At 53.0% G+C, this 22,309-nt stretch carries 18 protein-coding genes; 1 reads left to right on the forward strand and 17 read right to left on the reverse strand.

Features of this window, described 5'->3' with window-relative positions:
- Nucleotides 1-71: 71 nt before the first annotated feature.
- The 9 genes from KLP40_RS12320 to KLP40_RS12360 all read right to left on the reverse strand — a co-directional run bounded on the left by KLP40_RS12320 (nt 72) and on the right by KLP40_RS12360 (nt 11,649).
- Nucleotides 72-1,334 (reverse strand): glycosyltransferase family protein, encoded by a 1,263-nt coding sequence (locus KLP40_RS12320; protein WP_215594087.1) that lies wholly within the window; start codon nt 1,332-1,334, stop codon nt 72-74.
- Nucleotides 1,335-1,525: 191 nt separating this feature from the next.
- Nucleotides 1,526-2,530 carry a glycosyltransferase family 2 protein gene (locus KLP40_RS12325; protein WP_215594088.1) on the reverse strand — a complete coding sequence of 335 codons (1,005 nt, stop codon included), beginning with the start codon at nt 2,528-2,530 and terminating at the stop codon, nt 1,526-1,528.
- Between the two features lie 141 nt (nt 2,531-2,671).
- A complete protein-coding gene (locus KLP40_RS12330) occupies nt 2,672-3,808 on the reverse strand; it encodes a glycosyltransferase family 61 protein (protein ID WP_215594089.1) in 1,137 nt (378 codons plus the stop codon).
- A gap of 253 nt (nt 3,809-4,061) precedes the next feature.
- A complete protein-coding gene (locus tag KLP40_RS12335) occupies nt 4,062-5,006 on the reverse strand; it encodes a glycosyltransferase family 8 protein (protein ID WP_215594090.1) in 945 nt (314 codons plus the stop codon).
- Between the two features lie 23 nt (nt 5,007-5,029).
- Nucleotides 5,030-6,058 (reverse strand): glycosyltransferase, encoded by a 1,029-nt coding sequence (locus KLP40_RS12340; RefSeq protein WP_317196771.1) that lies wholly within the window; start codon nt 6,056-6,058, stop codon nt 5,030-5,032.
- A 101-nt stretch (nt 6,059-6,159) separates the two neighbouring features.
- Nucleotides 6,160-7,212, reverse strand: coding sequence for a glycosyltransferase (locus KLP40_RS12345; protein ID WP_215594092.1), 1,053 nt, complete (start codon nt 7,210-7,212; stop codon nt 6,160-6,162).
- Between the two features lie 809 nt (nt 7,213-8,021).
- Nucleotides 8,022-8,660, reverse strand: coding sequence for a NeuD/PglB/VioB family sugar acetyltransferase (locus tag KLP40_RS12350; protein ID WP_215594093.1), 639 nt, complete (start codon nt 8,658-8,660; stop codon nt 8,022-8,024).
- A gap of 76 nt (nt 8,661-8,736) precedes the next feature.
- On the reverse strand, nt 8,737-9,822 hold the full coding sequence (locus tag KLP40_RS12355; RefSeq protein WP_215594094.1) for a DegT/DnrJ/EryC1/StrS family aminotransferase: 1,086 nt from the start codon (nt 9,820-9,822) through the stop codon (nt 8,737-8,739).
- 51 nt (nt 9,823-9,873) lie between these two features.
- Entirely contained in the window at nt 9,874-11,649 is a 1,776-nt protein-coding gene (locus KLP40_RS12360; protein ID WP_215594095.1) for an ABC transporter ATP-binding protein, read from the reverse strand.
- A gap of 507 nt (nt 11,650-12,156) precedes the next feature.
- Between KLP40_RS12360 and KLP40_RS12365 the strand changes: the two genes are divergently transcribed.
- Nucleotides 12,157-13,194, forward strand: a complete 1,038-nt coding sequence (locus KLP40_RS12365) for a glycosyltransferase (protein WP_215594096.1) — start codon at nt 12,157-12,159, stop codon at nt 13,192-13,194.
- 830 nt (nt 13,195-14,024) lie between these two features.
- Here KLP40_RS12365 and KLP40_RS12370 read toward each other — a convergent pair.
- From KLP40_RS12370 to KLP40_RS12405, 8 genes are all read right to left on the reverse strand, one after another.
- Nucleotides 14,025-14,981: a glycosyltransferase family 2 protein gene (locus KLP40_RS12370; protein ID WP_215594097.1), complete on the reverse strand. Its 957-nt coding sequence runs from the start codon at nt 14,979-14,981 to the stop codon at nt 14,025-14,027.
- A gap of 249 nt (nt 14,982-15,230) precedes the next feature.
- The gene (locus KLP40_RS12375) at nt 15,231-16,337 is read right to left on the reverse strand and encodes a DegT/DnrJ/EryC1/StrS family aminotransferase (RefSeq protein ID WP_215594098.1); all 1,107 of its coding nucleotides are present in this window, start codon (nt 16,335-16,337) and stop codon (nt 15,231-15,233) included.
- A 112-nt stretch (nt 16,338-16,449) separates the two neighbouring features.
- Nucleotides 16,450-17,406 (reverse strand): GNAT family protein, encoded by a 957-nt coding sequence (locus tag KLP40_RS12380; protein WP_215594099.1) that lies wholly within the window; start codon nt 17,404-17,406, stop codon nt 16,450-16,452.
- A 202-nt stretch (nt 17,407-17,608) separates the two neighbouring features.
- Nucleotides 17,609-18,046, reverse strand: a complete 438-nt coding sequence (locus KLP40_RS12385; RefSeq protein ID WP_215594100.1) for a sugar 3,4-ketoisomerase — start codon at nt 18,044-18,046, stop codon at nt 17,609-17,611.
- A 268-nt stretch (nt 18,047-18,314) separates the two neighbouring features.
- Nucleotides 18,315-18,890 carry a hypothetical protein gene (locus tag KLP40_RS12390; RefSeq protein ID WP_215594101.1) on the reverse strand — a complete coding sequence of 192 codons (576 nt, stop codon included), beginning with the start codon at nt 18,888-18,890 and terminating at the stop codon, nt 18,315-18,317.
- Between the two features lie 217 nt (nt 18,891-19,107).
- Nucleotides 19,108-20,094, reverse strand: a complete 987-nt coding sequence (locus KLP40_RS12395) for a UDP-glucuronic acid decarboxylase family protein (RefSeq protein ID WP_215594102.1) — start codon at nt 20,092-20,094, stop codon at nt 19,108-19,110.
- A gap of 96 nt (nt 20,095-20,190) precedes the next feature.
- Nucleotides 20,191-21,534, reverse strand: a complete 1,344-nt coding sequence (locus KLP40_RS12400; RefSeq protein WP_215594103.1) for a UDP-glucose dehydrogenase family protein — start codon at nt 21,532-21,534, stop codon at nt 20,191-20,193.
- A gap of 44 nt (nt 21,535-21,578) precedes the next feature.
- Nucleotides 21,579-22,304: a glycosyltransferase family 2 protein gene (locus tag KLP40_RS12405; protein WP_215594104.1), complete on the reverse strand. Its 726-nt coding sequence runs from the start codon at nt 22,302-22,304 to the stop codon at nt 21,579-21,581.
- Between the last annotated feature and the right edge of the window lie 5 nt (nt 22,305-22,309).

Genomic DNA, 22,309 nt, shown 5'->3' on the forward strand with positions numbered 1-22,309 from the left:
GAAGCACTTCACAGCATATACTTGCTCATAAACCCATCACGAATTCGCAAATACAAAATATTTAGTAATTTCTAAGTAACAGGAACATGTGCAAATATCTTTTCAGCTACAGGCAAATACTGACTAATACCCCTATAGTGAATACCTGCTTCACGGCAACGTTCTCTCAATAAAAATTTATCCTCGCTCAAAAATTCTTCAATCATGGGATAAGCCCTACGAATCTCGGACTCCGAAAAATCAGATACCGTAACACCAACTTTAAAATCATCTGCTACTACATCATCTTCCGATACGCCACGACACACTAAATACGGAAGTCCACAGCATAAATACTCGCCAACTTTGATAGGCGAACGATATTTCTGAGCCGGTAAGGCTGGAATAGCTACTATACCAAAGTCAGCGGCTGATATATAGTCTTGTACTTCATGATATGGACTCCGCTTAATACTATAATGAGTAGAGGGAACCCCAGCTACTGCCATTACCTCACTAATATGAGCAACAGGATCTGGTGAAACAATAAGGAAAAATAAATTAGCATTAAGCTTATGCAGTTCAGCAAATAAAAATCCAATTTCCTGATCATAATATATACCTCCAAATTTACCTAAGTACAGTACAACAGGAGTGTCATCAGCTGAAATAGGTAGCACTTTCCTTATCCGGTCCCGCCCCTCTTGCGTGAATTGAAAACGGTTTTCATTGACGCAACTTGGCAATCTAAATATGGTGGCTTTACTTCCAGATGCCCGTAGACGGTGAATCATATGATCAGTACCTGTAGTTAAGACATCAGCGTAACGACCTGATATTTTTTCCATATAGTTCAGCCCTCTATATGCAAGTCCGCTGGTGGGCCAAATATTAAAATCACGCATAAATTCGCTGTGTGGCTCATGCCAGAAACCATAGAATTTCAGCCCTAGCAGCTTAGCTATAATAAAAGCGAAGGATCCTGAGATAGTACCTAAACCGCCGATACTACTGACATTTCCGAATATTCTCAACTTAAGCACTAAAATAAAACCGACCAGCAGATCGTATGCTTTTTTTATAATTTTAAATTTACCTGAATGCCATACAAGTGGATACCATTTTGTATTATACTTGCTTAATGACTGGTGTATCTCCGCCCGTTGAGTCGAATTAAGTGGCCAGTCTTGCTGTTCGTAGGTGATAAGATGAAAGCGAAGATCAGGCTGTTTAGAAGCAGCATGCTCCATAAAAGGCAATAAAATTCCTTTGAAAAGTGGATCATCAAAGCTGTTATAAATATACACAACCATTGAACGAACCTCTTCTTCTTCTGACTTTACAAATTTATCCATTTTTTGCGTGTTGCTGAAAAATACCATTTGACTTAATAATAGACAAAACCAAACTATTATTAAGTTTCAAAGCCTCCCAAAGTTCAGATACAATTTTGTATCAACTATTTCTCTTCACAAAACACGACGCTCTGCCAGCGTAAACTGCACGAGGTATTAAGCAAGTTTGATCACTACGTATTGGCAGAATATTATTTAAAAAAACGCATGAAGTAGTTTTTGATCAGGAACTTTGCCTGTACCATCCGGCGGGGCTGATAGTGGCGCGCCAGCGGCTGGCGATGATATTCCACCCACCCGTTCGTGCGGCGGTCGGGGTTCAGATAGCAGGTCAGAAACCAGCGCTCGGCCACGCAACGCAGCATGGCGGCGGGGTCGGCGTAGCGGCGCGTCTGGTTGAAGGTGTGAATCTTCCAGAGCCAGGCGTGCACTTCGGCCAGGGTGATGTCGCCCAGCACAAACGGGAAATAGGAGATGGTGTTATGCACGTGTAGTTCCCGCGCGCAGAACGGAATACCGAACACCCCCAACTGCCGCTCCCGGATCTGGTTGCTCTTGGCGTTGCGCCGGGCGTGCACGTCGGCCTTGAGCGTCTGGGGCAGGGTGCGGTAGTGCAGCAGAATGTCGGGCTGGTTGACGATGTCGGTGACCTGGGCCAGGCGGGCAATAAACTCGTAGTCTTCGCCGAACGTGTCCTGAATCGTGTCGTCGTAGCGCAGGCCGTGCTCCTGCAGCAGGGAGCGGCGGAAAAAGGCTGTGGGATTAGCCACCGGCATGTTGAACAACAGAAAGCTGCGCACTGCGTCGGCCGACAGCGGGTACTCGTACACGATGTCCGACTCGCCAAAGCATTGCAGGAAGCTGCTGGTGAGACCCACCGTGGGGTTTTGCTCCAGAAAATCGACTTGCGCCTGCAGCCGGTGCGGCAGGGCAATGTCGTCGGCGTCCATCTTGGCAATGTACTTGCCGCGGGCGTACTCGGCCCCGTAGTTGTCGGCAAAGGAACGCCCCCGGTTTCGCTCGTTGGCCAGCACCCGCACGCGCGGGTCAGTCTGGTAACTGCGGGCCACGGCCAGGCTCTCGTCCCGGGAGCAGTCGTCGACGATGATCAGCTCGAAATCCTGAAACGTCTGCTGCAGAATGCTCTCGATGGCGGGACGCAAGTAGTCCCCGGCATTGTACACGGGGATAATCACAGAAACAAGGGGAACCTCAGAAATGAACATAATACCGCAAAGGTACGGCGTCCTGCTGAAACGCTCTCTTACCTTGGTTCCTACTTCCACTCGTTGCTTGCTCCCGCTCTTAAACAGCTCAGCATAAGCTAGTATCAACTACTAGGCAAAGCCCGTGACGCTCTGTCCAGAAAGCGCTGCAACGATTACTGACTCCAACTCCTCTGAATTCACCACCACGTCTACCTGGTTGTTCACATCACCAGTAGCCGAGCGACAGGGCGCAGCGTAGTAAGAAATATTAAAATATGACGCCAGGAAAAAATAAAACAAGTATTTCTCTGAGTCAAGATTGATAAGCTCCACGACTTTTGCGCCTGCCTGCAGAAACATCAGGTTGGTCAGGTTAGCGCCATGTAGCCCCACCAATACTGCGGTTTCGCCCATCAGCTCCACCTGCTGCTGAAAGCTCAGATCTTCAAAAAAGACCGTCTCGAATTTGTACTTGCTCAGTACCTGCTCAACTGCCGCCTCATTGGAAACCCGGCGTACCGACTGCTTCGCACGCGAGACATAAATACGCCGGTGCGGCAAACCGCTGGGCTTATTAAACTGACGCATTAATTCGTCACGTACCCTGATCAAACTGAATTCATACTGCCTACTGGTGTCCTTGAGCGCCATCTCCAGATAAGGCCTTTTCTCCGGAATGATCAGGGAGCTGACTTGTGCTATCTCGTTTTTTTTAACCGGGATGAAATTCTCAAACCCTAGGAGTGAGGCAGTCGCTTTGATAAAGGAAGGTGCTGGATCGGGTATTAGCAATCCTACGGTTGGATAGTATTTGCGTAAAACCAGTAACCGAGGCAATGATTCAACGAGCCAATGATAATAGTTCTGAGCCGACCAGATATCATAAACCAATGCGGCTTGCTCATAGCGGCGAATTCGCTTCGGCCGCAGCCATTGATTCAGCAGAAAGCTGTTCCTGAAGAAGCCATCGGTGTCCGGAGACATCTCCGGTTTGAAAAGTCGAAGGTTATTGAATACAGCCCCATGCCAGGAAACGTGGGCATGGGCAACCGTATACAAATGTAAAGCAGCTATCGACTTTGGCGCAGTGTTGACCATTTTTCTATAATGATCAGCAACCTCCTTTGCCATTGATTCGATATTACCTGGCAGGGTATAGTGATGGGCAGCAGCTTCAGCAGAAACTACAGTTACATCACTCGCCTCCCAAACTGGCAGCGCTCTGGACAGCTTAGCTGTTACAAGATCAACCAATTTCTTCAACATGAACTACAAAGGTTTCACAGACGGCACATTATATCATACATTATGCATCCTAAGGCTAAGAATATCAATATGTATATTTCATGAAATCACTATAGAGGCTTCGTGAACAGTGTATCCGTCTGATGTTGAGACGTAAATGTGCGTCTCAATACCCGCGCCGTTGTCACGTCTTGGTTCAACGCCGAAACGCAAGTATGCGTTTTTACAAATGGATACACCGTTCACGAAACTGATATAAATCTTTTCTCCCACCTCACTTCCTTCGCCAGCCTGACACTAGAGTTGAATAATCTACCGACCATTCGCTCAGCCTTATTTCAATTGTTTCCCGAATTCTATGTCTGTTCCAAGAAAAGTCGTTATATCGATTCCGATACTTCCTTGGTATCTTTTTAAGATATTTGAAATAAAGAAATCTGAAACGATTTCTATTCAGGACCGACCATGGCTTATGCTGGGTGGTAAAATGCAACACAACAACATTCTCTAATTGCTTCCTTGCCTCCCTCATGGGAATAAGCGCGTGTTTTTCCTGAAACATAAAATTAAATCTATAATCCAATCTATTCCAATCGTTTATCAGCACTGCATTCAAAGCATCCTGATCTACATAAAGCAGTTTCTCTGGATTATTTTTGATAAAGTCTATACATTTTTCTGCAATATTTTTTTCAACCCAACTACGCCTGTTAACCAGCATTACGCCTGAATTAAAGTAACTATTAGGCTTCATAATTCCAAGCTCAGGCCTTGCATCTACAAAGTCACATGCTGCAGCTATAGTAACATTCTTAACATCCTCCTCATACAGGGTCCTTAATTTGCCAATAATAACAATATCAGTATCCAGGTATAGAAATTTATCGACCTGAATCGGCAATAGAGTTGGAAACATTATTCTGTAGTACACAGATGGTGTCCACCATAATGATTTTGGCAGAGCAAAATCATTAGCAAAGCCCTCCTCAAGACCATAGAAATAAATTGAGCTGCCAAATTTAAATGTATATTCTTTTAACTCAATCTTTTGTTTATCGGTCACTCCGGTCACGATAGCGTGAATGAGTATTGATTCATTTGCATTATTTTCGAAAATAGATGCAAGTAGCACATAAACTGGTGTTATATAGTTTTCATCAAAAGCTATTGCAATGTGCATGCTCTCAAGTTCTGTGTGTAGTAGAGATGTATCTTCCATAGTTTCTACTGAAATCAGGTGAATTATTTACCAGCAAGTCGATTACGCAGTTCACTGATCTGATGAAACACGCGTACTGCTTCTTCGCGCTGTCTCACCGAGGTTTGAAAATTATAGAACAGCCGAAGTGTCTCAAAATTACTGGGCATGTCTTCCTGCTGCCGGCGAAACGCCGCATTCCATAGGTTGCCAGGCTGCTTAGCCATCTGCATAACCAGCCATACCAAGCGTTTATTGTACAGCTGACGAAACTTCCCTTCCGTTAGCTCTGGATGGCGGAAGACGAAATAGTACACGATGCTCGTCAGCTGGGAAGAAGCAGTGCCCTGCCCTATCCGCAATAGATAACTCCAGGTCAGACGCTCTTTAAACATGAAGTGCTTGAAGCGCAGCCGGTCATCATACCACAGTTGGTAGCCCGCTAGTTGCATGGCATCCCCTAGTTCCACGTCTTCGCCGCTCACGATGATCTTGCCACGCTTAGTGGAAGTAGTAAAGCGAAAGCCGTGATCCAGCAACTTTTGCCATGCCGATTTACGCACAACTGAACCAGCCCCGTACAGATAGCCTTCGTGGGGCGGCAGTGGCCCACTTTTCCCACCGTTCTGGGGTCCTACAGCATACACCGCCTGGAACGTCTCAAACCAGGCAGGAGGTGGCACCTCAAACATACCTTCGGCATGGGCGCCCAGTATCCCGATTTCCGGATGTGCGCTCATTATCTCATCTACCAGCATCAGGTAATTAGGCGCTATCCAGTTGTCGTCGTCGATGATGACAATATTTTCGTAAGCCGCCTCATTGAAGCCCCGGATCAGCGCGTTTTCCTTACCGGCTACCGGCTCTTCCAGCACGCGAAACGGCACCTGAATACGCAGTGTTTCGCGCAGGCCGTGGGCGACCTCAACCGTATTATCCGAAGAGGCATTGCTGATTACCAAAACCTCCCACGCTATGGCGTCACTCACCTGCTGAGCTGCTATATGACGTAGCGCATCAGCTAGGCGCATGGCCCCATTATGCGTGCAGATAAGAAAAGTTATTCCGTTCACTTCGTGAAAGTCAAAAGTAAAAACTCACCCTGCTTGGAAAATCAGGATGTTTGCAAGTATCCAAAGAGCTTAGCCCGTAAGCCCCCCCGTTGCCTCTCTCTCTATTTGTCCAGCTTGTGCAGACGAGCTATAAAGGCTCCTATCAATGCGTAGCTTTTGTCGCCGCTAAGCTCTTTCTTTACTAGAAATTTGAACTGCTGCCAGTAAAAGCGGGCTCGGATAGCCGAGGATTCTCCCTCCCGGAAGCGTTCATTGTTCTTGAGCATTTTATTCATTGCCACCATTGCGTATTGCAGGGAGAATCTGGCATTTCTCAACCAAATCAGCGGCTTGTCACCCGCCGAGTCACCCTTCATAGCCCGGATGTAATCCAGATACGGACGCAAAGTGGCCTCCGACTCGGCGTTTCCCGCGAAGATGCGCTCCACATAATTCCAGGTCAGACGCTGGGCCGGGATAAAATGCTGGAACCGCAGGCGCTCATCGTACCAGATTTTGTAACCAGCCAGCACAAAGGCGTAGCACATTTCATTGTCTTCGCCGGAGGTAAGTTTGTCGCCGTGCCGGCCCATGAGCATCGACTTGAAGCCGGCCTTATGGATTTTCTCCCATGCCTCCTTGCGCACCACACACCCTGCGCCGTACACGTAGCTGGGGTGACGCGTAATATCCCCTTGCTTATCGGCTTGCTTATCGGCCGCGTAGATAACAGCGAAATCGGGAAACCATGTTGGGGGCGTTATTTCGCACACCGGGCGGCCTATCCCACCCAATGCACCAATCTGTTTATCGGCTTCCATTACCTCCCAAGCTAGCGCGAGGTAGTTGTCTTCGAGCCAGTTATCATCATCCACAATGCATACGTATTCGTAACGTGCTGTGGCAAAACCCAAGTCCAGTGCATTGCTCTTACCGCTCTTTGCCTCATGTAGCAGTTGGTAGCGAAAAGGGAAATTCAACGCCTTAAATTCGGCGGCAGCTACCTCAGATGTGTTATCTGTAGAAGCGTTATCGACCAGCAGAACTTCAACAGAAAATATAGCCGGATCGAAATTCTGGCGAACCAGTGCCCGCAGGGTTTCTTTTATGCGGGACGTGCTGTTGTAGGTACAAATCAGTACCGTTATACCACGTTCTTGCTGGGCTGTTTTCATACACTTGCAGTCAGGCTGAAGTATCAGGTGTCGTTTTAATAGTAACTAAGGTCACCTCACTAATGATTCTTTGTTTGCTTTTTATACAACTGGTATACTAGTTGTTCCAAATGACTTATTGTGCGGCTGGAACTCACCAAATAAATAGCTTTATAATAGCTATGGTAACTACTCCATATATTTTCGGCTTCTTTAAGCTATTTGCTTTAATCAAAGTGTAAACCTTCCAAAAATTCGTTAAAACGATAATGATACCGGACATCAATCATTTGCTTAGAATGGTCGGTTTCAAATATCTGCTTCCGGTTACGGACAACAATTCTGTGGTTCTGAGTAGCCGACATTATCACCCCGCATGTAATCGATAACGCGACTAAAGTTACCGTCCATAAATTCCTCCGCGTCATGGATACATGTAGTGCTGCCCAAATGGCTTTCCAGAATATCAACCTGTTACTGTAATTTATTGGGAATGCTCCAGTAATAATCCCCTTTCAGCAAGGCAATACGAGTACCTTTACAAGGCTCTAGGCTACTCAGTAGGTACCCATTACCCCAATTTTTGTTTCCGGCAGCAATATCCGAATGCAACTTGGATAGCGACGCTGAACATCTAGGGCAATATGACGAGTAGAATCTGTAGTGCAATCTTCACCGATAACTACCCCAACCGAGAAATCCGTTTTTTGCATTAGAGTCGATTCGATGACTGGGGTCAGAAAATTTTCGTGCTTGTACTTGATACAGCAGACACTTGACGTGGGCATAAGGCAAGAATTTTAAAAACAACCGGAGCAGTAAGTTCACCATTATTCATCGGTACTGCCCTGCCGTACCACCCGACCCGGCACGCCCACTACCGTGGCTCCGGCCGGCACATCCTGAATAACCACCGCTCCGGCTCCGATGCGGGCGCCTTCACCTACCACTACTCGGGGTAGAACGGTAGCATTAGCCCCCACCAGCACCAGATCGTGCAACTTGCTTCCCCCGAGAATACACGCCCCAGGTGATATTTCGCAGTAGCTACCGATCGTTACGTTGTGGTGCACCGCGGCGCCGGCATTTACCAGTGTACCTTCCCCTATGTGGGTAGCATTCGATATGAGGGCGTGGTGCATCACATTCAGGCCGGCTCCCAGCGTTACATCAAAGCGGCCAACCTGGGCATTAGGGGCAATAACCGAAGTGAGCACCCCACCCAGGCTGATCATTTTTTGCGCGAGAGCCTTGCGCAGCTTACCGCCCCCCAATCCTAGCACAAAGGCCGGATCCTGCTCAAATAGTCGGGCAACTTCGCCTAAGCTCTGCAACACCAAAAACTGTCCAAATAGCTCAGAATCAAGACCTGGCGTTACGTCGTCGAAGAAAAAAAGCTCCGTAGGCAGTAGTTGCGGCAGGCATTCAAGAACTTCTACCGCGTGGCCCCGGGCACCTACTACCAACATATCGCTATTTTATTAGAATTTCAGGAAAATCAGGGGTGAATGGAAACGTATGCTTTGCCGTCGTTACTTAGCAGTATCATGCTTGTAGCGCCGATTTAAGAATGGCGCAGATGGTATCCACTTCCTCATCGGTCAGTTCGTAATACAGAGGTAAGCACAGGACCCGCGTCGAAATTTCTTCTGATACCGGGGCCGGCTGGTGGCCCGTATATTCCAGCGTATTCAGCGAGGGGTAAAAGTAGCGCCGGGGAATGATATCGGCCGCGTTCAAGGCGTCGCGCACGGCTAGCAGTACCTCTTCTGAAGGCATCACCGTTGGATAATAGGAGTAGTTATAGCGGGTTGTGTGCTCCTGAATGCGGGGTCGGCGCACGCCGGTACTGACTAGGTGCGCGTCGTACCGCTCGCTCAGCTCGCGCCGACGAAGGATCAGCTCATCTACCTTTGGCAGCACGCACAAGCCCATAGCCGCATGAAACTCCGAGCTTTTGCCATTTATCCCCACGCCCCAGAATGCTTCCGGTCCGTTGTGGCCAAAGTTGCGCATATAGCTGATACGGTGCGCTAGCTCGTCGTCGTTGGTAATGATAGCACCGCCCTCCACCGTATGAAACAGCTTAGTAGCATGGAAACTCAGAGTGGAAATATCGCCGTGATTCAGAACCGAATTATCCTTATAGGTTACGCCAAAGGCATGAGCGGCATCATATATCACTCGCAGGTTGTGGCGCTTGGCCAACGCCTCAATCGCTTCAACATCACACGGATTGCCATATACGTGCGTGGCCATAATGGCTACTGTTTTTGGAGTAATGGCCGCTTCCAGCAGCGATGCGTCGATGCACAGCGTCTTGGGGTCGATGTCTACGAATACGGGCACGCTGCCTTCCCACATGATGCTGGAAGTAGTGGCCACGTACGAAAAGGGAGTGGTCAAAATCTCCCCTTTCAGGTCTAGCGCTTTCAAAGCTATCTGCAGCGCTATTGTGCCGTTATTAACGAAGAGCAAGTTCTTTACCCCCAGATATTCTTTGAGGCTACGCTCCAGTTCCAACACTAATGGCCCGGAATTAGTCAGATATGCCCGTTCCCAGATACCAGCCAAGTAGCCCACGTACTCCTCCAAGGGAGGCAAATACGACTTCGTAACATCAATGCCCATAAGTGTGGAAATAGGTTTTCAATTGCATTTTTACCTCTTGAGGTAACCTATTTACTGCTGTACGATCTGACGGACCAGATCCTGGTATTGGTGCGTGGCAATTACTTCTCCCTGGCTCAACTCATAAATCCGGTCGCACTCACGAAGCGTGGTGATACGGTGAGCAATGATTAGGATGGTAATATCGGTGTTGGACAGTTTGCTGATGGCTTCGTTTACTTCCCGCTCAGTCTCGTTGTCCAGGGCGCTGGTGGCTTCGTCCAGAACAAGTACTTCCGTGCGTTTATAAAGTGCGCGAGCAATACCAATGCGCTGTCGCTGTCCGCCCGACAGTTTCGAGCCTCGCTCACCGATATGGGTGTTTAATCCATCAGGTAGACTATCGACAAAATCGGTCAAGGAAGCCTGCTCAATTGCATACTTCATCCGCAACTCATCCACCTCCGTGTCGCCGAGCGTGATATTGTCCCTGATGGAAGCTTCCATTAAGAACGTATCCTGCTTCACGTAGCCAATAATTTTATACCAAGCCAGTAAATACTGAGGTGTCAGGGGTTTACCATCGACAAGGATATGCCCCTCCTGCTCCAGATAAAACCGGAGCAGGATATTCATCAGAGTGGTTTTGCCAGAACCGGAGCTTCCAATAAATCCTATCTTCTCACCCTTTTTAATGTCGAGCTGAATCCCCTTCAGTGTGCGCTGGGTAGCACCGGGAAAGCTGTAGGAAATAGCATCGAATGAGAGAGAATGATTGAAGATGAGCGGCAACTGCTCCGGATGCTGCGGTATGATATACTCTGCGTCGCTCTCGGAGTTAATGATTTCGATGGTGTATTGGGCCTGCTTGAGCTGAAACAGCGCCTGTAGCATTCTATTCACAGAAGGCATAAGACGGTAGGCAGCAGCAGCAAACAGACCAACCAGCGCAATCAGATCAGTAGAGTTTTCCGAGAAGAACAGTGCGTAGACGAAGATGGTGAGTACACCTAGAATGGCGACCATCTCAATCATCTTGATAGGTAGTAAGCTGTAGAGGTAGCCTTCCGCATCCAGCTTTTGCATTTCTTCCTGGTTGTCAATTAGTTTTCGGCGAAAATCCTGCTGTTTATTGGCGAGCTTGAGCTCAATAAAACCTATAAACAGGTCACTTAGGATGCTGAAAGAGAACGGCCTTAGGGTATTAACCCGGTGCCCTATTTCTTGGGTCCGGGTCCGGAGCAGCCGATACATGAACCAAGTAGTGGGCACCAAGACGACCCCCAAGATAGCCAGCAGCAGCGGCTTATAAATGACGATGCTGACAACAATAACCGCAATAACCGCTACTTCTGAAAAGAAGATAAACAGCGGCCGCAGAATACCGCTCACGTACACACCCGGCACTTGTAACGCCGCATTCATAAGGGCAGCCGAACCGGTGTCACTGAATTTCCAGTAGGAAAAGTTTAGGTATTTGGATAGCTGACTATCAATAATTTTCAGACCGATATCCGCGGTGAAGCGTGTCTGCAAATAGTTCACCCAGGTCGTGAACAAATTCTTGAACAAGAAAAACAAGAAAATGGCGGCCATTAGAAAAAGCAGGAAGTTTTTTTCCGACTCAAAGCCCAAGAGCTGATATATTGGAAAAAAATAGTTGCTTTTCTGTACCGCACCAGGTTCCGCCGCCACCATAATAACCGGCACCAGAGCCGCCAAGCCGAAGACATCCAGAAAGGAAGAAAACAGGACCAAGCCAAACATCCAGATGGCTTTGTACTTCTGGGTTGAAGTCAGATAATAGCGAATGCTATTAAATGAATAGCTGATGATTCCGGTGTTCATAAGGAAAGTGCCTGCTTAAAAACTGAAAGGCAGAAGGCCATAAACTCGTTGCAGAGTCTGCAGTTTTCAAGTTTCAGGGTCGGGCAAAGTTACGGGTTTTGTGTTAGATACTACTTCCCCCCCATACTTACGGGCCGTGGCCCATCCAGTACAGACACCCGTTTTAACAGTTTGTAGGGCTCCCGCAAGGTTAATGAAGCTATTGCTTGGTGCTGTAAAATGGTTAGAACAGAGTCATTGCTTAGCAAGTTGATGTGATTGGCTTTGATCCCCCCCGAGCAGGTAAAGATGCTATAGTGAGTCCCTTTCAAGGTATTGGACGCGTTGCTCTGCAATGAGCAAGTTGTTGAGTTGGATGTGGGACTACAGCTTCTTAAGTATCCTGCCAAACGCAGCCAAGCATCAGAAAGAACGTCATGTTGAGCCTATCAAAACATCTCTACACCGCTTCGTCAGCGCCGTTCCACGAAGTGGTAGACACGCATTATTGCGTTGACCTCCTGCCAATTGCTGAATCGGCTTGAAGTAGGCAATCAGGCGTTGGGGCGACGCGCAAGAATTTTCTTGCAAGTTTATCACCATGCTTGTAGTTTTGTCGGAACATATTCAAAATTTCATATGTCTGCATTAGCAGTAAGTGTTTGTTGTATTTCATACAATCACGAAAGCTATCTGGCTCAAGCTATTGAGTCTGTTTTGATGCAGCGAACTGAGTTTGATGTAGAGCTCGTTATCGGGGAGGATTGCTCTACCGATAATACCCGTCAGATTGCGCTGGATTATCAGAAGCGCTACCCAGACCGAATCCGGGTGTTACTACCGGAACATAACTTGGGAGTGATGAGAAACCTGATGGCTACTATGGATGCCTGTACCGGCACCTATATTGCTTTTTTGGAAGGAGATGATTATTGGACTGACCCTCACAAACTGCAACGGCAGGTAGAGGCGTTGCGGGCACATCCGGAATGCACTCTTTGTGCCCATGACGCACAAGTGTTGTCGGATGACGGTACAACGAATAACTATGTATTTAGCAGCCAATTTCCACATGTACTACCTTCAACAGAAGGTAGTATCACTCAGGACAAGCTGGTAGCCCACCACTGGTTTATCCCTAGTGCATCAATGCTATTTGTAAAAGCCGCTTTGACTTTGCCATTGCCCGCTTGGTTTTCGGGTGTACACAGCGGTGATTATACCCTTCAGCTTTTGGCTACGCGCACAGGCCTTATTTATTATTTACCCTGCATCATGTCCGTTTATCGCCGACATGCCACGAGCCTAACACATATAACGCATCGGTCGTTAGCACAAAATCAAAAGCGTATTTTTGAAAACCAGCAGTACCGGGCAATGATGCCTAAGCATTACGCCCGGTTCTTTGAAGCTTACTTAGAGCACCTCTATTTTGAGAAGAGCGAACTAAAAGGAGTAGAGGGAAACAAGCTGGCACAACTTTACTACTATGCCAAGGCTGTTTCTGTCAACAAGGAGCGCTTGGCATTCCATATAAGCAGGTTAACTAAGCGCCTTGTGCAATAGCAGCGCCGGTATCAAAGGCATTATCGAATTTTTGAACAAAGTAGGAGCAAGAGCTGTATCTTGTGTATTGGGGTGCAATTCTTGTGTTTATTGGTGAGCTTGATGACAGCGAATAATAGGTACCCAGCGTGTCGACGGCCATGAGGATTTACTGCTTTTGCGCCTTTTGGCCCCATCGTAGCCCACCCGAGGCCTGCTCTTAGGCATGCTCTGCAGCGTGCACGAATTCAAAATCACGGCACTTGGGTTCGCAGCACACGTTTCGCTCAAGCTTAATGCCTGGCGTAAGTTTTCAGTCAGGGCTTCTAAGATCCGCGCAGGGTCTATTGTTGGTAGCATGTAGCCTAAGGCAGCTAATCGTGGGGCAGAAACCGCCATGTGCAATTCGTGCGCGCCACGTAGCGCAAGGCATGAAACAACTCCCGAAGCGGGTATTACTGCTGGCCAGCATCTTCCCGCACCAATAACAGATACGGAGATACGGAAGTAAAAAAGCCCATTCGTCGTTCGTGACGTCGCTTGGATAGGCACGGCAAGTACGTTCCATCCCCGCTAAGCTCGCTTATGGGTCCATAACATCTTCTAAGTATAAGCACTAAGCTGCGGTGCGGAATCTTGGTGCGCAAAGGCAATCGGCAACCTTGCGTGAGGGTAAGGTGATGCGCGAAGCGGAAATACTGTACTACCCGGATAAAGGGGTAGCCATGTGTAAGAAAAATTTTGCTAAGGCTACTTCCCCCGACTCAGGCGTAGAACTCAAAAGCTGAAGCCGAAGGCCGGTCTGGATTGCTGCCGGTAGTAGCTATAGGCAAGCTGACGCAGTCGGAATATTACTGCACTGCGCTGCCTTCTGTCTGATTGGCATACACCTGTTTCACCACGTACAAAGGCCGCTTGCGGGCTGCATCCAGGCCGCGCCAGACGTACTCGCCGATTACGCCCAGGGCCGTCATCTGGAAGGCGGACACGAATAGCAGTACGACCATCAGGGCCGACCAGCCCTCCGGCTCCTGGCTGCCGAAAAGGCGCAGCCCGATAATGTAGAGGCCGTAGCCAAACGCAAAAAGACCCAGCACCAACCCCACCACCGAAATGGCGCGGATGGGGAAAAAGGAGAAAGCCAGAATGGAGTCAATAAACAGCTTGGCTTTCTTTTTGAGCGTCCAGCGCGACTTACCGATTTCGCGCTTACGGCGCACGTAGGGAATGTTCACGTAGGGGTAGCCCAGCCAGACCATCAGGTAGAACAGGTTGCTGTTGCGCTCCTGCAGTTCGATAATGTGCTCGGCTACCTGCCGGTCAAAAAACACGAAATCGAAGCCTCCGTCGGGAATGTTGGGCAGCGCGATTTTCTTCATCAGCACGTGGAAGGCCCGGGCGAAAAGCTGTTGCAGGCCGGTTTCCTCCCGGTCCTGGCGGTTACCGATAACCAGCTTGAAGCCCTGCTGCCAGTAGGCGTACATCTGTACCAGCAGCGCCGGCGGATCCTGCAGGTCGGCCGTGATGATGGCCAGGCAGTCGCCCGTGGCCTGGGCCATACCGGCCACGATGGCGTTGTAAGAACCCACGTTGCCGGCCAGGTCCACCACCCGGATCCGGCCCGGGTAAGCGGCCTGGGCCCGGTGTAGCGCGCCGAGGGTATCGTCGCCCGAGCCATCGTTGACTAGCACATACTCGAAGCTGACTTCCGCCGGAAAGCCGGCCTCGTTCGCTACCAGCTCGCGCATCGTCACCGGGATATTATCCTCGTTGTAATAACAGGGAATGATTACGGATAGCTTGGGCATCGGACAATAGCTATTGAAGCTGTTTGGAAAGTTGAAAAGTTCGTCATCCTGAGCGCAGCGAAGGACCTTATCCCATCTGAGTTGCCACGGTACAGCCCTGCTCGGGTTCTTCGTTGCACTCAGGTTTATAAAATCGTAAAAAAGCCAACCTGGCAGGCAGCTTCATTCTTCTCGGGAAAGCGTTCAGGCATTCAGACCACAGGAAGACGGTTCGGACCTTGGCGCGCTCCGCAGGAAACCGCTCCGGCCTTACCGGCCGGCAAAACTGCGGATGCCGGCCGCGACGGCGGCTACCTGGACCTCCGTCATGCCCGGGAACATAGGCAGGCTCAGACAGGTGGCCGCCAGCTGCTCGGCAATGGGTAGGGATCCGGCCGGCAGCTGCAGGGCTGCGTACGCCTGCTGGCGGTGGGGTGGCACCGGATAGTGAATCATGGTACCGATGCCCCGGGCCGTGAGGTGCTGCTGCAACGCGTCGCGCACGGGGGTATGTACCACGTAGAGGTGGTACACGTGGGTGGCCCCGGTGGCCACGGCGGGCAAGCGCAGCCCGGCAATATCGGCCAGGTGCTCGTCGTACCAGCTCGCCACCTGCTGGCGCTGGCGCGTCCACTCCGCCAGGTACCGCAGCTTCACCTGGAGCACGGCCGCCTGCAGCTCATCGAGGCGGGAGTTGTAGCCCACCACCTCGTTGTAGTATTTCTGCTGGGAGCCGTAGTTGCGCAGCACCCGCACTTGCTGGGCCAGCCCGGCATCGTTAGTCGTGACGGCTCCGGCATCGCCCAGGGCCCCGAGGTTTTTGCCCGGATAGAAGCTCGTGGCGTTGATCTGCCCGAAACTACCGGTCAGCTGCCCCTCGAAGGCTGCTCCCTGGGCCTGGGCATTGTCTTCCACCACCAGCAGGTTGTGCCGCCGGGCCAGGGCCATAATCGGTCCCATCGCGCAGGCCTGCCCGTACAGGTGCACCGGCATAATGGCCCGGGTGCGCGCCGTGAGAGCCGCTTCCAGGCGGGCGGGGTCGAGGTTGCTGGTAGCCGGGTCGGGCTCCACGGGCACGGGCGTGGCCCCCACCTGCGTCACGGCCAGCCAGGTGGCGATGTAGGTGTTGGAGGGCACCAGCACTTCGTCGCCGGGGCCGATGCCCAGGGCCCGCAGAGCCAGCACCAGGGCATCCAGGCCGTTGGCCACGCCTACCGTGTGCGCTACCTGGTTGAAGTCACTATACGCCCGTTCAAAACGCGTTACCTCCTCCCCCAGCACGTACCAGTACGAGTCGTACACCCGCCCGACGGCGGCCATGATTTCCTCGCGAATGGGCGCGTGCTGGGGCTGAAAGGAAAGAAACGGAACCTGCATTGAATTATAGCTTCTGTTTGGAACGGCCGACTAGCCTGAATCATACCGTATCGGCCGGTTTCGTGGGCCAGGGAAACAGCCAACCGGTGTGGCTCCTCCGGCATCAAAGCTACTAATTCCCGCTGCAAGCTACCACGTGGCTGGTGCTGCCCAGCCGGAAACCCAGCTGCTCGCAGGTGCGGAACACGGCTCCGTTGGTGGCCTGCGTGGTCATCAGCACCTGCGGTAACGCCCGCGAGGCGGCCCGGCGCACGGTTTCGGCCACCAGTTTGCGGTGCCAGCCCCGGTTCGCCGGGCCCACGGCCGTCAGCAGCACCCGCGACGAGCCGCTGCCCGCCACGCCCGCCTCGGCCGGTGTGTCCCCGATGGCCAGAAAGGAATCGATGGGCAGGTCCGGCACGTCGGGTACCAGCACCGCATCGGCGTAGCTGCCCTCCGTGGCGGCTTCGGCGTAGCGGGCCAGCAGCGCATCGGCGCGGGCCTCCCCAAACCAGGGGTCGGCGTGGAACCGGTCGTAGGGGTTACGGGCGGCGGCGGCAATGCGGCCGATGTGGGCCGCTTCGTCGGGCCGGGCCCGGCGCACGGGCGCGGGCGCGGGCAGCCTTGCCTCATCTACGGGGCAAAAGAAGTTAAGCCGGGTTTCGATCAGCTGCCAGCCGCCGCTGGTCAGGGCCTGGAGCAGGGCCAGATCCTCGGCCGGCACCACGCTGAACGCGTAGTAAGCCCCCCGGGCGGCCAGGCTCCGGCGCAGGTTGCGGACGGCAGTAGCCAGCGCAGCGGGCGTGGCAGCGGCTCCGAACAGGCCCGTAAACAGCCGGTAGGTATCCGTGCCAAAGAACGCCGTGTCCCAGGGCAGGTGCTGCACCAGCCACTGGCTACTCCCATCAGTGGCCACCAGCACCTGCTCCCCTATCCCATTCCCGAAGCGCGCCGCAGCCCCGGTTCCGTAGCGTTCCTGCTGGTACTCGCTTGGCAGATGCCGAAGAAAATGAGTAGGTGAGTGCCGAAATAATAGTTCCGCCCGGCTTTCCACCCACTCCGGGTTAATCGGGGTCATCTGGTTCTGCATACGTATCCTGGTATTGCTTTTTCTCCCTAGCAGTCTTGTGCCCCATGCGGCCATCGACCGGGTGTAGAGACGCGAAGGGTCGCGTCTCTACGTTGAACAAAACCGTTCGGGCGGCAGGCACAAAAGGACGCACCTCAACCGGCTAATCCACTGTAATATCCCGTTGGAAAATCAGTAGTCCGCCACCGGCGACAGAGCAGGCTTAGCTCGCCGCGCTATCCTGCGCCGCCCATATCCGTCTGAACTCGTCGTAGTCGCGGATGTAGTCGGCTTCCTCGTAGGGTCCCGAAGCCAGCACCAGCTGCACGGCCGAGTGCGAGTACTGCATGGTATGCCAGGCCCGGGGCGGTACGTAAAGGCCCACGTACGGATCTTCGAGCCGGAATACTTCTATCGTACCGTCGGCCAGCTCGGTAGTAACCGTAATGCGCCCGGCCACGGCAATGAGCACCTGCTCGGTGCGGTGGTGGGCGTGGCGGCCGCGCACAATGCTCTCGGGCGTATAATAGGTCCAGAAGATGCGCTGCACCCCAAAGGGTACCAGCTGCTGCTGCTGCTGCTCCGTAACGGAGATGTAGCCGATGCCCGGCTCGCCCAGCTTGGGAAACGTAATCAGGTGCGGATCGGCGAATTCAGCCATATTAACTGGAATCAGGTTGGGTGGACCGGCCTCAGCGCCCGGGACAATAAAGGTAGTGGTTCATTCGTACCGCAGCCCCTTACGCTATGCCCTTCGCACCTACCTCTCTGAGCCCGTCCGCCCCGGCCAACGGACCTTCAGCCGTAAAATAGCACGTTTCCGGTATAGCTGCGCCGCCCTGCCGCCGGGGTCGGAGCGCACTGTGTACAGGCTCGCTATAGGCTATCCCTACTGTGCGCTCCGGAGCCGGCAGTATCATTTATTAGCATTATTCCAGGTCAACCACCAGCTCAGCCGCATTGCCCGGCCGGTCCCGGGCGGTGACCACCACCTGCCGGACAGCCCCGGGCAGGTGGCTACAGATGGTCGTATAGCTCCACCACCCGCCTTCTTCCGGCTCGGCCTCACCCTGCTCCAGCTCCCGCCCGGCCGCATCGCGCAGCACGAGGCGCACCGCCGTCACCCCGTAGGGGTCGTGGGCTTGGATGCGCAGCTGCTCCCCCGCCTGCCCACGGTAGGCGCCCACCTCCACCGCCACTATCTGGGGCGGCTTCAGAAAATCGGCCAGCGCCACGCTGTACACGCTGGCAAAGCGCGCCGGACGCACAAACGGCTGGTAATAGGCCCGTCCCGCGGCACTGGCCTGCTGGGCCCGCCCGTAGCGCGCGGCCGCTCCAAAGTGCCGGCGGTAGTGCTGCTGGGCCGCGCTGCCGGGCCCCGACCCTGGGGCCGGAGCCTGCTGAACGTACGTCGTTCCCTCGGCGCTCATCCGGAACACCAGATTACCAATCCGCCCGCTGAAGCCGGCAATGCCCGTGCCCGCTTCCAGTTTTACCCGTGCCATAGCCTGCCATTCTTAGGTTTCCCCAAGATACTGAAGCGGCTGAAAAAATCCCGGCTGACCTGCCGGCATGCCCTGGCCCGGCCAGTCGACCCCAGAAGCCAGGACAACTTACTGGCCTGCATTTATTTACACCGATGCGCTGCCTTGTCACCGAAATAAAAAAACGCCCCCCGAAGCCAGGACTTCGGAGGGCGCAATTATTTACGAGAGAGTGTCTCTAGAAGCTACGCGGCGTGTTGTCAACCTTGCCAGCCGTTACTTCATTGATGTGCTCCTTGAAGTATTCCAGCGTGCGACGCAGACCTTCGGCGCGGTCTACCTGGGGCGCCCAGCCCAGGATTTCCCTGGCCTTGGTGATGTCCGGCTTGCGCTTCATCGGGTCGTTCTGGGGCAGCTCCTGGTAGGTGGGCTGGAACTCCACGTTCATAAGCCGGGCAATTTCTTCGCCGAACTCCTTGATGGTGATTTCATCGGGGTTGCCGATGTTCACGGGCAGGGCATAGTCGCTCAGCAGCAGGCGGTAGATGCCTTCCACCAGATCGTCCACGTAGCAGAACGAGCGGGTCTGGCTCCCGTCGCCGAATACGGTCAGATTTTCTCCGCGCAGAGCCTGGCTCAGGAAGGCCGGCAATACGCGGCCGTCGTTGAGGCGCATGCGCGGACCGTAGGTGTTGAAGATGCGTACGATGCGCGTCTCCAGGCCGTGGTGGTTGTGGTAGGCCATCGTTATGGCTTCCTGGAACCGTTTGGCCTCGTCGTAGCAGCCGCGGGGCCCGACGGGGTTTACGTTGCCGAAATACTCCTCCACCTGGGGGTGAATTTCCGGGTCGCCGTATACTTCCGAGGTGCTGGCAATCAGCATGCGGGCCCCTTTCACCCGGGCCAGCCCCAGCAGGTTGTGGGTGCCGAGCGAACCCACCTTCAGGGTCTGGATCGGAATCTTGAGGTAGTCGATGGGCGAGGCGGGCGAGGCAAAGTGCAGGATGTAGTCCAGCTTGCCGGGCACGAACACGAACTTCGACACGTCAGCGTGGTGGAATTCAAAATCCTCTTTACCGAAAAGATGCTCGATGTTGGCCAGGTCCCCGGTAATGAGGTTATCCATGGCAATCACGTGGTAACCTTCCTTCAGAAACCGGTCACAGAGGTGAGAGCCCAGGAAACCGGCCCCGCCGGTAATAAGTACGCGTTTTTTATCAGACATGCTGCTAGTTGTTGGTTGTCAGTTGTTAGGCTCGAATGCATAGCATTCGTTGTCAGTCATCAGCTTAGCTGACAACTGACAACGAATACCTGACAATTACGACGCTACTGGCTCCTGATGGGCCGTACGGATACCAATGCAGTGGTAGGCAAACCCGGCCTGCTTCAGCTCCGCCGCATCATAGATGTTGCGACCGTCAAAGATGGCCTTCTGCTTCATCAGTCGTCCGACTACCTCAAAGTTGGGCACCCGGAACTCCGGCCACTCCGTCACGATCAGCAGGGCATCGGCGTCAATGAGCGCCTCCATCTGATCCTTGGCGTAGGTGATGGAATCACCCAGCGAATGCCGGGCCTCTTCCATGGCTACCGGGTCGTAGGCCGATACGGTGCAGCCCTCAGCCAGCAGTTTCTCAATGATGACCAGCGAGGGAGCCTCCCGCATATCATCCGTCTTGGGCTTGAACGAAAGGCCCCAGATGGCCATTTTCTTCCCCTGCAACTCGCCGCCGAAGTGATTTTTCACCTTGTCGAACAGCACCTCCTTCTGCGCTTCGTTCACGCTCTCCACCGCCTGAAGCACCTGCATCTGGTAGCCGTTTTCCTGGGCCGTTTTGATCAGCGCCTTTACATCCTTCGGGAAGCAGGAGCCACCGTAGCCGATGCCGGGGTAAATGAACTTGGTCCCGATCCGGGCATCGGAGCCAATCCCCTTGCGCACCATGTTCACATCAGCCCCCATGATTTCGCAGAGGTTGGCAATGTCGTTCATAAACGAAATCTTGGTGGCCAGCATGGAATTGGCCGCGTACTTCGTCATTTCAGCCGACGGGATATCCATGAAGATAATCGGGTGGCCGTTAAGCAGAAAAGGCTTGTAGAGGCGGCTCATCACTTCCTCGGCACGCTCGGAAGCCACGCCTACCACGATGCGGTCAGGCTTGAGGAAGTCGTCGATGGCGGCCCCTTCCTTGAGGAATTCGGGGTTGGAAGCCACGTCGAAATCGATGCTGGCCCCGCGCTTGGCCAGCGCGTCCTCGATTTCCTTGCGCACCTTGGCCGCCGTGCCCACCGGCACCGTGCTCTTGGTCACGATAACGCCGTAGCTGTTCATGTTTTCCCCGATTTCCCGGGCCACGGCCAGGACGTATTTCAGGTCGGCCGAGCCATCTTCGCCGGGCGGCGTGCCCACGGCAATAAAGGCCACGTCGCAATCCTTGATGGCCTCGCTGAGTTTGGTGGAGAAGTTCAGGCGGCCGGCCGCCACGTTGCGCGACACCATTTCCTCCAGGCCCGGCTCGTAGATGGGCAGAATACCCTGGTGGAGATTGTCAATCTTCCGCTGGTCGATATCGATGCAGGTCACCTCAATGCCCACTTCTGCGAAACAGGTGCCCGTTACCAGGCCCACGTAGCCGGTTCCTACTACTGCAATTTTCATATGGTAAAATTCAGTTGATACTGATTTGTAAATGCAAAGGTACGCTACTGCAGCAAACCGTACTTGAGGATGCAGTAAATGGCCCGGAATCCGTCGCGCCAGCCAATTTTCTTGCCCTCGGCGTAGGTGCGGCCGTAGTAGCTGATGCCCACCTCGTAGATGCGCACGTTGGGTACGCGGGCCATTTTCAGCGTTACTTCCGGCTCGAAGCCAAACCGTTTCTCCTCCAGCCGCAGGCTCTGTACGATGTCGCGCCGAAACAGTTTGTAGCACGTTTCCATGTCCGTCAGGTTGAGGTTGGCGAAGGCGTTGCAGAGCATGGTCAGCCAGCGGTTGCCCACGCTGTGCCAGAAGAACAGGATGCGGTGGGGCTTGCCGCCGATGAAGCGGGAGCCGTACACCACGTCGGCCACCCCGCGCAGCACCGGCCGAAGCAGCACGTTGTATTCCTCCGGGTCATACTCCAGGTCGGCATCCTGAATAACGAGGTAGTCGCCGGTAGCGGCCCGGATGCCGGTGTGCAGGGCCGCGCCCTTGCCCTGGTTGACGGCGTGCCGGTAGTACTGCACCGGCAGTTGCGGGTGCCGGGCGCGGTACTGCTCAATGGCCTGTTCGGTTCCATCCCGGGAGCAGTCATTGACGATGATAACCTGCTTGGTGAAGCCCCCGATCAGCTCTACGGCCCGGATCTGATCCAGAATCAGGTGAATGGTAGCGGCCTCGTTGTAAACCGGAATAATGATGGAAAGCGTGCGGACGGAATCAGACATACGAG

The sequence above is a fragment of the Hymenobacter piscis genome, from assembly GCF_018760735.1.
In the GTDB taxonomy this organism is placed as follows: domain Bacteria; phylum Bacteroidota; class Bacteroidia; order Cytophagales; family Hymenobacteraceae; genus Hymenobacter; species Hymenobacter piscis.